Annotated in this window: 9 protein-coding genes; 2 read left to right on the top strand and 7 right to left on the bottom strand. The window is 69.6% G+C overall.

The window, feature by feature from the left end:
- The first annotated feature begins 26 nt into the window (after positions 1–26).
- Both RHOFW104R8_RS08095 and RHOFW104R8_RS08090 read left to right on the top strand, forming a co-directional pair.
- Complete coding sequence (locus RHOFW104R8_RS08095) at positions 27–2351, top strand: Tex family protein (RefSeq protein WP_068094392.1); 2325 nt, start codon at positions 27–29, stop codon at positions 2349–2351.
- Positions 2352–2464: 113 nt separating this feature from the next.
- Positions 2465–4312 carry an autotransporter outer membrane beta-barrel domain-containing protein gene (locus tag RHOFW104R8_RS08090; RefSeq protein ID WP_068094390.1) on the top strand — a complete coding sequence of 616 codons (1848 nt, stop codon included), beginning with the start codon at positions 2465–2467 and terminating at the stop codon, positions 4310–4312.
- A 75-nt stretch (positions 4313–4387) separates the two neighbouring features.
- On the opposite strand, the gene RHOFW104R8_RS08085 is transcribed toward RHOFW104R8_RS08090, so the two are convergent.
- From RHOFW104R8_RS08085 to RHOFW104R8_RS08055, 7 genes are all read right to left on the bottom strand, one after another.
- The gene (locus RHOFW104R8_RS08085; RefSeq protein WP_068094387.1) at positions 4388–5269 is read right to left on the bottom strand and encodes a YbaY family lipoprotein; all 882 of its coding nucleotides are present in this window, start codon (positions 5267–5269) and stop codon (positions 4388–4390) included.
- A gap of 182 nt (positions 5270–5451) precedes the next feature.
- Positions 5452–6735: a phosphoribosylamine--glycine ligase gene (gene purD / locus RHOFW104R8_RS08080; RefSeq protein ID WP_068094385.1), complete on the bottom strand. Its 1284-nt coding sequence runs from the start codon at positions 6733–6735 to the stop codon at positions 5452–5454.
- 89 nt (positions 6736–6824) lie between these two features.
- Positions 6825–8198 (bottom strand): AMP-binding protein, encoded by a 1374-nt coding sequence (locus RHOFW104R8_RS08075; RefSeq protein WP_068094382.1) that lies wholly within the window; start codon positions 8196–8198, stop codon positions 6825–6827.
- A gap of 135 nt (positions 8199–8333) precedes the next feature.
- A complete protein-coding gene (locus tag RHOFW104R8_RS08070; protein WP_068094377.1) occupies positions 8334–8906 on the bottom strand; it encodes an L-threonylcarbamoyladenylate synthase in 573 nt (190 codons plus the stop codon).
- Positions 8907–11390: a DNA topoisomerase I gene (locus RHOFW104R8_RS08065; protein ID WP_068094373.1), complete on the bottom strand. Its 2484-nt coding sequence runs from the start codon at positions 11388–11390 to the stop codon at positions 8907–8909. It abuts the gene before it with no gap.
- Positions 11391–11495: 105 nt separating this feature from the next.
- On the bottom strand, positions 11496–12662 hold the full coding sequence (gene dprA / locus RHOFW104R8_RS08060) for a DNA-processing protein DprA (protein WP_068094369.1): 1167 nt from the start codon (positions 12660–12662) through the stop codon (positions 11496–11498).
- 92 nt (positions 12663–12754) lie between these two features.
- A complete protein-coding gene (locus RHOFW104R8_RS08055) occupies positions 12755–13876 on the bottom strand; it encodes a LysM peptidoglycan-binding domain-containing protein (RefSeq protein ID WP_068094367.1) in 1122 nt (373 codons plus the stop codon).
- Between the last annotated feature and the right edge of the window lie 186 nt (positions 13877–14062).

Below are 14062 nucleotides of genomic sequence, written 5' to 3'. Positions count from 1 at the left end.
CGGCCGCAAGGAATCGAAAGCCACTCATGCTCAGCATCGAACAACGCATTGCCAACGACATCGCCGCGAAGACCGAACAGGTGCGGGCGGCGATCGGCCTGCTCGACGGCGGCGCCACCGTGCCGTTCATCGCGCGCTACCGCAAGGAGGTCACCGGCGGCCTCGACGACACCCAGCTGCGCCTGCTGGAGGAACGCCTGCGCTACCTGCGCGAACTGGAAGAGCGCCGCGCCGCGATCCTGGCCAGCGTCGAGGAACAGGGCAAGCTCGGCGATGCGTTGAAGGCCGACCTGCTCGCCGCCGACACCAAGGCGCGGCTGGAGGATCTGTACCTGCCGTACAAGCCGAAGCGCCGCACCAAGGCACAGATCGCCCGCGAGGCCGGGCTGGAGCCGCTGGCGCTGGGCCTGCGCGAGGACCCCACGCGCGCGCCGGAAACGTTCGCCGAAGCCTTCGTCGATGCGGACAAGGGTGTCGCCGACGTGCGCGCCGCGCTGGACGGCGCCCGCGCGATCCTGATGGAGGCCATCGCCGAAGACGCGCACCTGGTCGGCGAGCTGCGCGACTGGCTGTGGGCGCAGGGGCAGATCCGCGCCAAGGTGGTCGAAGGCAAGGAGAGCGAAGGCGCCAAGTTCCGCGACTACTTCGACCACGTCGAGCCGATCGCGAAGATTCCCTCGCACCGCCTGCTGGCGCTGATGCGCGCGCGCAACGAAGGCGTGATCGAACTCGAACTCGCGCCCGCCGCGGACAGCGAGCAGGGCCACGCCGAGGGCGAGGGCCGCGTGGCCGCACACGCGGGCATCCTTGATCGCGGCCGCGCCGCGGACGCGTGGCTGCGCGAGGCGGTGCGCCTGACCTGGCGCGTGAAGCTGCACCTGCACCTCACGCTGGACCTGTTCGGCCGCGTGCGCGAAGGCGCCGAGGACGAGGCGATCCGCGTGTTCGGCGACAACCTGAAGGACCTGATGCTGGCCGCGCCGGCCGGCGCGAAGACGGTGATGGGGCTGGACCCCGGCATCCGTACCGGCTGCAAGGTCGCGGTGGTCGATGCCACCGGCAAGCTGCTCGCCACCGACACGATCTACCCGCACGAGCCGCGCCGGCAGTGGAACGAATCGCTGGTGTCGCTGGCGAAACTCTGCCGGCAGCACGGCGTGGACCTGATCGCGATCGGCAACGGCACCGCCTCGCGCGAGACCGACAAGCTGGCCGGCGAGCTGATCAAGAAGCTGCCTGATGCGAAGCTTTCCAAAATCGTGGTGAGCGAGGCGGGCGCCTCAGTGTATTCCGCCTCGGAAACCGCGGCGAAGGAATTCCCCGCGCTCGACGTGAGCCTGCGCGGCGCCGTCTCGATCGCGCGCCGGCTGCAGGATCCGCTGGCCGAGCTGGTGAAGATCGAGCCGAAGGCGATCGGCGTGGGCCAGTACCAGCACGACGTCAACCAGGTGAAGCTGGCGCGCGCACTGGACGCCAAGGTCGAGGACTGCGTCAACGCGGTGGGCGTGGACGTGAACACCGCTTCGGCCGCGCTGCTCTCGCGCGTGGCCGGCCTGTCGTCGTCGGTGGCCGAGAACGTGGTGAAGCACCGCGACGCGAACGGCCCGTTCCCGAACCGCAAGGCGCTGCTGAAGGTGCCGCGCCTCGGCGACAAGGCGTTCGAGCAGTGCGCCGGCTTCCTGCGCGTGCCGAACGGCGACAACCCGCTGGACGCCAGCGCGGTGCATCCGGAAGCCTATCCGGTGGTCGAGCGGATCATCGCGCAGTGCGGCCGCGAGGTGCGCCACATCATCGGCGACAGCGGCTTCCTGCGCGGCCTCAGGCCCGAGCAGTTCACCGACGACAAGTTCGGCGTGCCGACCGTACGCGACATCCTCAAGGAACTGGAGAAGCCCGGCCGCGATCCGCGCCCGGCGTTCGTCGCCCCGAGCTTCGCCGAGGGCGTCGAGGACGTGAAGGACCTCAAGCCCGGCATGATCCTCGAAGGCCGCGTCACCAACGTGGCCGCGTTCGGCGCGTTCGTCGACATCGGCGTGCACCAGGACGGCCTGGTCCACGTCTCCGCGCTGTCGCACACCTTCGTCAAGGATCCGCGCGACGCGGTGAAGGCCGGCGACATCGTCAAGGTCAAGGTGATGGAGGTGGACCTGCCGCGCCAGCGCATCGGCCTCAGCATGCGGCTGGACGACGAACCGGGCCGGGCGCGCGGCGGCCGGCCGGGCAGCGGCGATGCCCACGGCGGCCAGCGCGACGGTCGCGGCCCGCGTCCGGGCGGCACCGCCCCGAAGCCCGCGCCCATCCCGGCCAACAGTGCGTTCGCCGATGCGCTGACGCGTGCGATCAAGCGCTGAACCCGCCGCGCAGCCTCGCGCACGGCGGCGATGCACTGCAGCATGCGGTTCCGTATGGAATGCCGTAACGTAACATCCAGCTAACAGGATCATCCCGGTCCAGGAGTGTCAGCATGCTACGTACCCGCCATCTGGCTGGCGCCATCGCCACCGCCCTGCTGTTCAGCACGGCCGCCGCGGCCGCCGATTTCAGCAACGTCATCGTCTTCGGCGACAGCCTCAGCGACGGCGGCAACATCTCGCTGGCCTCCGCGCCCGGCATCCAGCCGCCGCTGCGCTTCACCACCAATCCGGGTCTCACCGCGGCGGAAAACGTGGCGGCGGGCCTCGGCTTCACGCTGAAGCCGTCGGTCGCCGGCGGCACCGACTTCGCCTGGGGCGGCGCCGGTTTCGTCAACAACGTGGCCGCCGTGCCGACCATCCCGCAGCAGCTGCAGATGTACCTGGGCGCGAGTGGCGGCAAGGCCGACTCCCGTGCCCTGTACCAGGTCTGGGGCGGGGCGAACGACATCTTCTACCTGAGCGGCGCGCTGACCGACCCGAACGCGATCGCCGTCGGCGCCGTCAAGGCGGCACAGACCGAACTCGGCCTGCTCAACGGCCTGCAGGCCGCCGGCGCGAAGTACGTGGTGGTCTACAACCTGCCCAATCTCGGCTTGACCCCGTCGGCCGCCGCCGGCGGCCCCGCCGCACAGGCCGGGGCCACCCAGCTCGCCGTGCTCTACAACGGCGTGCTCAGCAGCGGCCTCGGCCAGCTCAGCGGCAACGGCCTGAACGTGATCCCGGTGAACACCTACGCGCTGCTCAACGAGGTGGTCGCCAACCCGTCCGCCTACGGTCTCAGCAACGTCACCGCCCCGGCCTGCGGCGCCGGCTCCAGCTCGGTGCAATGCGGCCCGCAGGGCTCGGGCCTGCCGTACACCTATGCGCCGGGCACCAACCAGACCTACCTGTTCGCCGACGGCGTGCACCCGACCGCCGCCGTCCACGCGATGCTCGGCCAGTACGTGCTCGCGACGATCCACGCGCCGGAGCAGATCTCGATGCTCGGCGAGGCGCCGCTGTCGTCCACCGCCGTGCAGGGCCGCGTGGTGCGCAAGCAGATGCTGATGGACAGCACCGGCGGCGAGACCCGCGCCTTCGTCAACATCGACTACGGCATGCAGCGCTTCGATGCCAGCAACAGCTCGCCGAAGACCCGCAGCGACAACTTCAACCTCACCCTCGGCGCGGATGCCCGCGCGAGCGACAACCTCTCGGCCGGCCTCGCGCTCGGCATCGGCCGCAACAACGCCGATTTCTCCGGCGGCCGCGGCGGCTACACGATGCAGGACATCAGCGCGCTGGGCTATCTCACCTACCACGTCGGCGGCGGCTACATCGGCGGTTACGCGGATTTCGGCCAATCCAATTTCAAGAACATCAATCGCCACATCGACGTCGGTACGGCCCGGCGCACCGAAAGCGGCAAGACCGATGGCACGCACCTGGGCGGCGGCCTCACCGGCGGCTGGTGGTTCGACGTGAGCAGCCTGCGTACCGGCCCGTTCGCCACCGTCGAGTGGCAGACCGTCAAGGTCAGCGGCTACAACGAGAGCGGCAACGACAGCAGCGCGATGTGGTTCGGACGGCAGCAGCGCGACGCGCTGATCGCCACCCTCGGCTGGCGCCTGCAGGGCGACTGGAACGTCGGCAACACCGTGCTTTCGCCGTTCGCCGAGCTGGCATGGAACCACGACGACAAGGCCGGTCCGCGCATGGTCAGCGCCGGCCTGAACAGCATGAACGGCACGTTCGCCCTGCCCGGCTTCACGCCGGACCGGAACTGGGGTTCGGTCGACCTCGGCCTGTCCGCCAAGCTGACCCCAAGCGTCACCAGCTGGATCGGCTACAACGGCCGCTTCAGCGACAACAGCCAGAAGTACAACAGCTTCAACATGGGCTTCAAAGTCATGTTCTGAGCCGGTCGACCGGCAACGAAAAAGCCGCCGGGAGACCGGCGGCTTTTTTGTTGCCCGTAGGTCCGGACGGTGGCTTTACTTGTTCTTGCCGCCGGTGGCCAGGCTGAGAATCTCCATGGCCTGCTTCCTCATGGTCGCCGCGGCGGCGTCATCCAGCGCCTGCACGCCGCTGCCGGCCTGGTGCTGCTTCAGCACCAGCGAGCCGTCCTCGCTCCAGCCCGCACGATCGGTCGCGCTCGGCTTGCCATCGCGGCTGGCCTTGGTCTCCTGCACGATCACCCACGGGTTGCCGTTCTTGTACGCGTAGTCGGTGCTGGTGTAGCCCTTGTCGCCGTAGTCGACTTCCTCGCGGATGAACTTCACCTCGCCAGCCTGGCGGAACAGCTGCCAGCCGCGCGAGTCGTTGCTCTCCAGCTTGGTGCCGTGGCTGATCTTCATGCCGCCGAGCTGCGCCTTCACTTCATTGAACCCGGCCATCAGCTTCTCGCTGGGCGTCTGCTCGGCGGCCAGTTCGATCGCCACGCCGTCGTTCTTGCTACCCTTGGCCAGCACTGGCGCCTGGATCGGCATCACGTACTTGCGATCGCCGTCGGTGAGGGTTGCCTGGATCACGTACAGGTCGCTCGACTTCACCTCGGCCGGGTTGAAGGTCAGCGTGAACGACTGCGGGAAGGTACCGGCCGGTGCCGTCTTGCTGGCCAGCGGGGCGGAACCCACGGCGGTGGACGAGACGTCGACCAGGTTCACCACCAGGGTGGCCTTGTCCGAAGGCGTCGGCGAGCCGGCGCGCAGCGAGATCGTGCCGCTTACCTGGCTGGGCACCTGGGCGGTCGCGCCGGCCGTGTTGGCGGACGCGGGCGCCTTGGACTCCGCCGACTGCGTCGAGTTGGACGCGTTGTTGCAGCCAGCCAGCGCCAGTGCAGCAACGGACATCAGCGACAAAAACGTCTTGCGCATGGGAAACCTCAAATCTGGGTGAAAACAAGCACGAGATCGTTCAGGCGCTCTGCGCCACGACATCTACGCGGGGGAAGTTTCTAGCATAGCCCAAAAATGGCGACACGGAAAAGTCAACCCATCCGATGGCCTGCCATGCGCCGGCGTACGCAACGCGCAACGCCGCCCGCGGGCAGGCCGGGTCAGCGGCGGCGCAAGGCCAGGTGCGCGATGTCGCGGCGGCAGAATGCGCCGTCGTAGCGGATGCGGCCGATCGCGGCGTAGGCACTCTCGCGTGCCGCGGCCAGGTCGCCGCCCAGCGCACACACGGTCAGCACGCGGCCTCCGGCGGTGACCGTGCGGCCCTGCCCGTCGAGGCGGGTACCGGCGTGGAACACCTTCACCTCGGCATCCATCGGCGCGTCGAGGCCCTCGACCACGTCGCCCATGCGCACCCGGCCCGGATAGCCGCCGGCCGCCATGACCACGCCGATCGCCGGGCGCGCATCCCAGCGCGCCGCGGTCTGCGCCAGCCGGCCATCCAGCGCCGCGTCGATCAGTTCAACCAGGTCCGATTTCAGGCGCAGCATGATCGGCTGGGTTTCCGGATCGCCGAAGCGCACATTGAACTCGATCACCTTCGGCGCGCCCGACTTGTCGATCATCAGGCCGGCGTAGAGGAAGCCGATGAAGGGCGCGCCCTCGGCCGCCATGCCGCGCAGGGTCGGCTCGATCACTTCCTCGAGGATCCGCCGCTCGACTTCCGGCGTGACCACCGGTGCCGGCGAATACGCGCCCATGCCGCCGGTGTTCGGGCCGAGGTCGCCCTCGTCGCGGCGCTTGTGGTCCTGGCTGGAAGCCATCGGCAGCGCGTGCTGGCCGTCGCTCATCACGATGTAGCTGGCTTCCTCGCCGTCGAGGAATTCCTCGACCACCACCCGCGCCGAGGCGTCACCGAAGGCGTGCGCGCCGAGCATGTCGTGCAGCGCCAGCTCCGCATCGGCCGGAGTCAGCGCCACCACCACGCCCTTGCCGGCGGCAAGGCCGTCGGCCTTGATCACGATCGGCGCGCCATGCTTGCGCACGTAGGCCAGCGCCGGAGCCAGTTCGGTGAACACCGCGTAGTGCGCAGTGGGAATGTTGTGCCGCTGCAGGAAATCCTTGGCGAACGCCTTGGAGCCCTCCAGCTGCGCGGCAATCGCACGGGGCCCGAAGATGCGCAGGCCGGCGGCACGGAACTTGTCGACCACGCCGGCCACCAGCGGCACCTCGGGGCCGACCACGGTCAGGCCGACCTTCTCGCGCCGGGCCAGCTGCAACAGGCCGTCGATGTCGTTCATCGCGACGTCGGCGTTGCGCATCTTCGGCTCGCGCGCGGTGCCGGCGTTGCCGGGCGCCACGATCACCTCGTCGACCTGCGACGACTGCCTGAGCTTCCACGCCAGCGCGTGCTCGCGCCCGCCGCCGCCGATGACCAGAACCTTCATGCCTGCACTCCGGGAATTCGCGCACCGCCACGCGGCGCAGTCGCGCATTGTAGCGGCTGCGCCGCACCGCCCGCGAAACCGCGGCGCGCTCAGTCGTGCCGGTGCAGCAGCTCCAGCAGCGCCGCGCGCGGCAGCTTGCCGGTCTCGTTGCGCGGCAGCGCCGGCACCAGTTTCAGCGGGCGCGGCAGGAACAGCGGGTCGATCGCGCGGCGCAGCGCATCGAGGATGGCGTGCTCGTCCAGCCCCGGCGCGACCGCCAGCGCGGCGATCCGGTGCACGCCCAGCGCATCGCCGTCACCGAGCTGGAACACCACGCCGTCCTGCACGCCGGGAATTGCCAGCAGGCGCCGGGTGAGGTCGGCCAGCGAGGCGCGCTTGCCGGCGATCTCCAGCATGTCGGCATGGCGGCCGCGCAGGCGGAAGCGGCGCCCGTCGCGGGACAGGCTGACGATGTCGGCCAGGGTGACCGGCGTGGCCAGTTGCGGTGCCTCCACCATCGTGCCGTCCGGCTGCGGATGCAGGCTGGCACCGTCGTACAGCGACCAGTCCTCGTCCACGGTGGGGCGACGGCTGGCGAACACGCAGGTCTCGGTGGAGCCGAACACTTCCAGCAGCGGTGCGCCGAACCGCCGTTCGGCGGCCTGCGCCAGCTCCACCGGCAGCGGCGCGGTGGCCGACAGCATGGCGGCGACCGGCGGCAGCGCGATGCCGGAGTCGACCAGCGCACGCAGGTGCACCGGCGTGGTCACCAGCACGCGCGGCACCGGCACCTCGGCCAGCGCAGCGGCCACGTCGGCCGGAAAGAACGGCCGCCCGGCATGCACGCCTACGCCACCCAGCAGCGGCAGCAGCACCGACATCTCCATGCCGTACATGTGCTGCGGCGGCACCGTGGCGACCACTTCGAAATGCGCACCGGCAGCGCCACGCAGCATCGCCAGGTTGCCGGCGTTGCTGGCGTGGAAGCTGGCCCAGGTCTTCGGGTTCGCGTTGGGCGTACCGGTGGAACCGGAGGTGTAGCCCACCGCCACCACCTGGTCGGCCGCGATCGACGGCCACGCCGCATCGAGCTCGAGCGGCGACGCGGCTTCCAGCGGCGGCAGCTGCCGGTAGCCCCGCGGGGCCGGATCGAGCGCCTGCTCGCCCAGCGCGTAGCAGCCCGGATGCGCCGCCATCACCTCGTCCACCGCCTGCGGTGCGCGCGAGGACGGCAGCAGGTTGGCCTGGCCGCGCAGCGCGATGGCGCAGAACGCGACCAGGAACGCGTAGCGGTCCTCGCACAGGTTCACCGCGGCGGTCGCGGTCGGCAGCACGGCGGCCACGGCGCGCACCTGCGCCAGGAAGCGCGCGGCATCGACCGGGGCGCCACTGCGCCAGGCCACGATCCGCGCGGGATCGACCGCGCCCAGCAGCGGCAGCCGCGACGGCGCCTCGCGCTGGTAGGTGTCGTAAACGATGGCCAAACTGCGGTCTCCCTGATCTTCGATTCGTCACGGCCGGCAGCATCGCGCCATACGATGAACGGCGGCATGAACGGCTGCCGCCGACGTCTTACGGCGGTTCAGCTGACGCATGGGCCTGAGCGCTCCCCCGAGCGCTCAGGCGCGGATGATAGCGCCCGACAGCGCGTCGCGGATCACGGTGGGGCTGGCCTGGCCGCCCAGCGGGGCATCCAGCAGGCCGTCCAGCGCGTCATCGAAATAGTCCGCCACGGTCTGCGCCTCGCGCGCCGGCGGTCGGCCATGCGGGTTCGCGCTGGTCGACACCAGCGCACCGCCGAACGCGCGGCACAGCGCGGCGGCGGGCTCGTGCGCGGTGACCCGCAGCGCGATGCCGGCATGCGCGCCGGCGACCCAGGCCGGCACCGCGGCCGAGCGCGGGAAGACCCAGGTATGCGGGCCGGGCCAGCTCGCGCGCACCTGCGCGAACACCTCGCCCGGCACCGCCGCCAATTCGATGTAGCGCTCGACCTGGGCGAAATCCGCGGCGATCAGCAGCACGCCCTGGGTCGCCGGGCGCTGCTTCAGCGCGAACACGCGCGCGAACGCGGCCTGGTCGTGCGGGTCGCAGCCGAGCCCGAACACCGCTTCGGTGGGATAGGCCAATACGCCGCCGCCACGCAGCAGCGCGGCGGCGGCATCGACCTCGGCGAGCGTGAAGCGCTGCAGCACTCAGGCCTCGGCCTTGCCGCCGGCGGGCTTCTTCGCGACGGCCTTTTTCGCGGCGGCCTTCTTCACGGCCGTCTTCTTTGCCGCGGCTTTCTTCACCGGCGCCTTCTTGGCAGGAGCCTTCTTCGCTGGCGCGGCCTTTTTCGCGGCCGCCTTCTTCACGGCGGTCTTCTTGCCGAAACGGCCCTTGCGCACCGGCGCGGCGGCGAGCAGTTCCATGCACTGCGCTTCGGTCAGCTCCTTCGGTTCCTGCTCCTTCGGGATGCGCGCATTCTTCTCGCCGTCGGTGATGTAGGCGCCGTAGCGGCCGTTCAGCACCTGCACGCCGTTGCCGAAGTCGAGGATGACGCGGTTGGCCAGCATCTCGAGTTTTTCCTGCACGATCTGCACCGCGCGCGGCAATTCGATCGTGTACGGATCGTCCTCGGGCTTGAGCGAGGCGTAGGTGCTGCCCTGCTTCACGAACGGGCCGAAGCGGCCGACGCCGACGCTCACCTCGTCGCCGTTGTCGGCCTGGCCCAGCTTGCGCGGCAGCTTGAACAGCTCCAGCGCCTCGGCCAGGGTGATGGTGTGCATGCTCTGCCCGCCGCGCAGGCTGGCGAACTGCAGCTTCTCGTCCTGGTCCTTGTCGCCGATCTGCGCGTACGGCCCGTAGCGGCCCAGCCGCACCGAGACCGGCTTGCCGGTCTTCGGGTCGCTGCCCAGCTCGCGCGCGCCGGTGGCCTCGCTGCGGTCGACCGATTCGGTCTTCTCGTCCACCTGCTGCTTGAACGGCTGCCAGAAGCGCTCCATCAGCGGCACCCAGGCTTCCTCGCCGCGGCTGACCGCATCGAGTTCGTCCTCCATCTTCGCGGTGAAGTCGTAGTCGACGTAGCGGGTGAAGTGCTGGGTGAGGAACTTGCTGACCGCGCGGCCGACGTCGCTGGGCTTGAAGCGGCGGCTGTCGAGGAACACGTACTCGCGGTTCTGCAGCACCTGGATGATGCTGGCGTAGGTCGACGGCCGGCCGATGCCGTGCTCTTCCAGCGCCTTGACCAGGCTCGCCTCGGAGTAGCGCGGCGGCGGCTCGGTGAAGTGCTGGTCGGCGACGATCTCGTGCAGCGGCACCGCTTCGCCCTTCTCCAGCCGCGGCAGCCGGCGGCCTTCGTCGTCGTCCTCGGCGCTCTTCTGGTCGCGGCCCTCCTCGTACACGGCAAGGAAGCCGGGGTCGACCACGGTGGTGCCGCTGGCGCGGAGCGCGGCGTCGCCGCCGGCCACGTCGCGCACGGCGAATTCCGCGGTGACGGTGTTCAGCGTGGCGTGGATCATCTGGCAGGCGACGGTGCGCTTCCAGATCAGTTCGTACAGCTTGCGCTGGTCGTCGTTGAGGAAGGACGCCACCGATTTCGGCGTGTGCAGCGCCGAGGTCGGGCGGATCGCCTCGTGCGCTTCCTGCGCGTTCTTCGACTTGGTCTTGTACACCTGCGGAGCATCGGGTAACGCGTGACCACCGAAATCGCGCGCGATCAGCTGGCGCAGCTCGGCCACGGCGTCGTCGCCGAGCATGGTGGAGTCGGTACGCATGTAGGTGATCAGGCCGACGTTGCCCTCGCTGCCCAGCGCCACGCCTTCGTACAGGCCCTGCGCCACCTTCATCGTGCGGCTGGTGGTGAAGCCGAGCTTGCGCGCGGCCTCCTGCTGCAGGGTGGAGGTGGTGAACGGCGCGGCCGGGCGGCGCTTGCGCTCCTTCGAGCTGACCTCGCTGACCGTGAGGCGGCCGCGCGCGGCCTGCTTCAAGGCGTCGCGGGCGGCTTGCGCGTCGGCCTCGTTGGTGAGGTCGAACTGCTCGAACTTCTTGCCGTTGAGCCTAGAGAGGCGCGCGGTGAAATCGCCTTCGGCGTGCTTCAGCTGGGCCTCGATGGTCCAGTATTCGCGCGCCTTGAACGCCTCGATCTCATCCTCACGCTCGACGATCATGCGCAGCGCCGGTGACTGCACGCGGCCGGCGGAGAGGCCGCGCTGCACCTTGCGCCACAGCACCGGCGACAGGTTGAAGCCGACCAGGTAGTCCAGCGCGCGGCGCGCCTGCTGCGCATCGACCAGGTCGTGCGACAGCTGCCGCGGCGAGGCCACCGCGGCCTTGATCGCCTTCGGCGTGATCTCGGAGAACACCACCCGGTGCAGCTGCTTGCCCTTGGTCAGGCCGCGCTCCTTCAGGATCTCGCTGATATGCCAGCTGATCGCCTCGCCCTCGCGATCCAAGTCGGTCGCCAGGTAGATGTCGTCGGCCAGCTTCGCCGCCTTGGCGATCGCCTCCACGTGTTTCTCGTTGCGCTCGATCACCTCGTAGGCCATCGCGAAATCGTGCTCGGTGTCGACCGCGCCCTCCTTCGGCTTCAGGTCACGCACGTGACCGTAGGAGGCAAGTACCTGGAAGTCCTTGCCGAGGTATTTGTTGATCGTCTTGGCCTTGGCCGGCGATTCGACGATGAGCAGGTTTTTTGCCATGAAACAGGGTATCCAGAGGTGAACCACCGGCGCTTCCGTGCCGGGCATATATATAGTTGAAACCACGCCGCGCCAGCGGCTGTCAAGCAAACCGCGCCGCGCGGCTCAGCCGCCGGGCAATCGCTGGTAGCGGTTGCCGGGCAGGCATTCGACCCGCGCCTCCAGCTCCAGCATCAGCAGCATCGAGGAAAGCGCGGCCGTCGATTGCCCGGTACGCTGCACAAGTTCGTCCAACGTCGTCGGCGCATGACCAAGTTCAGTCAAAAGCCGCCGATACCCGGGGTCATCGCCATGCCCGTCGAGCCCGTGCGAGGCACCGGCCACGCTGCCGGAACGGATCTCCCCGCCGCCAGCCTCACGCAGCCGTGCGGCCAGCTCACCGCCCAGCATGCGCGCAGCCGGCGTCAATGTCTCGACAATTTCCGCGGCGTCCTCGACCAGCCGGGCGCCGTCACGGATCAGCCGATGGCAGCCGCGGGCCAGCGGATTATGGATGGAACCGGGCAGGGCGAACACCTCGCGTCCCTGTTCGGCGGCCAGCCGGGCGGTGATCAGCGAGCCGGAACGCAGGCCCGCCTCGATCACCAGCGTGCCCAGCGCCAGGCCCGCGATGATCCGGTTGCGGCGCGGAAAATGATCGGCACGCGCGGGCGTGCCGGGCGGGAATTCGCTGACCAGCGCGCCGTGCGCGGCGATCCGCCGGGCCAGTGCCTGGTGCTTGCGCGGGTACACCCGGTCCGGGCCGGTACCGACCACGGCCAGGGTCGGCGCCTCGGCGTCCAGCGCCGCCACGTGGGCGGCGCCGTCGATGCCGTCGGCCATGCCGCTGGTGATCGCGAAGCCGGTCGCGGCGAGCACACGGGCGAACGTCCGCGCATGCGCCAACCCCGCCGCGCTGGCGCCGCGCGCGCCCACGATCGCCACCTGGGGATGCAACAGCAGGCTGGCGTCGCCGGCCACGAACAGCACGGCCGGCGGCTGCGGGATGTGTTCCAGCTGCGGCGGAAAATCCGCCTCCGTGCAACGCAGCAGCCGGTGTCCCGGCTCGGCCAGCCAGGCCAGGTCGGCGGCCAGGCGCGCCTCGTCGGGTCGCGCCAGCCAGGCCTGCGCCGGCTCGCCCAGCGGCGCGGCATGGCGGCGCAGCTGCGCCAGCGCCGCACGGATGTCGCTGCCGGCCGCGTCCAGCCGTTCGCGCAGCCCGCCTGGGCCGAGGCCGGGCGTGCGCAGGGCGATCAGCCAGGCGCGCAGTTCATCGGGATCGTCCATGGTCATGGCGGCAGTTTACGGAGCGGGCCGCAAAGGAAACGGCGCGGTGGAAGCCGCGCCGTCCTGTAGGCAGATGCCGCAACGTCGGTCGCGGACGCCTATTCCGGCATGACCAGGCGGGAACCGACGTGCACCGGCCGCAGGCCGTCCATCACCAGGCCGTAGCTGACCCGGTCGAAGGTGCGGAACACCATCACGTGGCCGATGTACTCGTCCGGCAGCTTCACCGTCTCGCCGACGCCGCGGTTCCAGCTGTTGCTGGCCACGTCGTCGTGGACCGTCTCGCCGGGCTGGAACATCGCGAAGGTCTGGCCGTTGTCGACGCCGTCCTTCGCGCCGACCGACAGCAGCACCACCTGGCGCGACCCGGCCGCGTCCATCGCGTCGGCGAAGCCGATCACCTTGGCATTGGCCGGCACCGACTTCGGCGGGTGCGGGTAGTAGTAGGCGTCGTACGGCGCGTCGTCGACCGGCATGATGCGGTCGCCGCTGCGGATCTCCTGGGTGGCGCCGAGCAGCAGCAGCGTGGCCGGATCGCCGGTGCGCAGCGTCTCGGCGGTGCCGATCACGCTGACCTCGACGCCGAGGTCGTCGCCCTTGCCGTAGTGGCCGTCGTTGCGGGAATCCTCGCGCCACGGCGCGCGGACCATCGCCGCGTTGCTGTCCAGGTCATGTGCGACCAGATCGGCATGGGCCGCATCGTTCTGGTCGAAGCCGCGGAACACATGGCTCGGCCGCACGATCGCCCAGCGCTGGCCCGGCTCGCCCTGCAGGCCGCGCACATAGATGTTCTGGCCGACGGCGCCGCGCAAGCGGGACTCCTCCAGGCCGACCACGTACGGCGCGGAACTGACCGCCTTCGAGTCCATTACCCGCATGTCCTTGAGGAACATCCTCAACTCGGACAGCGGGATCGCCGGCACCGCCTCGCCCTCGCGATGCACGCTCGGCTGCAGGCCCAGGCGCGGACCGTTGATGAAGGACAGGTTGAGCACGTCGCCGGGGTAGATCAGGTGCGGGTTGCGCACCTGCGGATTGGCCTGCCAGATTTCCGGCCAAAGCCACGGCTTGGACAGGAACTTGGCGGAGATGTCCCAGAGGGTGTCGCCACGACGCACGGTGTAGCTGTCGGGATGATCGGCTCGCAGTTGCGCACCCGCCGCATACACGGCCACGGTGACCAGCATGCCGGCGAGCAACACGATAGTTTTTCGGATCATTGGCGGGAATCCCCCCTTCCCAGAACTCGGTCGAGTGTAACCGAATGGTTAACGTGCGCAACTGGCGCGGGTTGGCAAAAATCGTCTGTACTCGGACGCTTGCCGACGTACAATGAGGCACATTCTAGATGGCTCCGAGGGTGGCTTTTTACCAAATCGCCCGCATTTTCGGCGCCGAGGTGATTT

Source organism: Rhodanobacter sp. FW104-R8 (assembly GCF_001617365.1).
Lineage (GTDB): Bacteria > Pseudomonadota > Gammaproteobacteria > Xanthomonadales > Rhodanobacteraceae > Rhodanobacter.
This window is presented reverse-complemented; position numbering and strand designations above follow the sequence as displayed.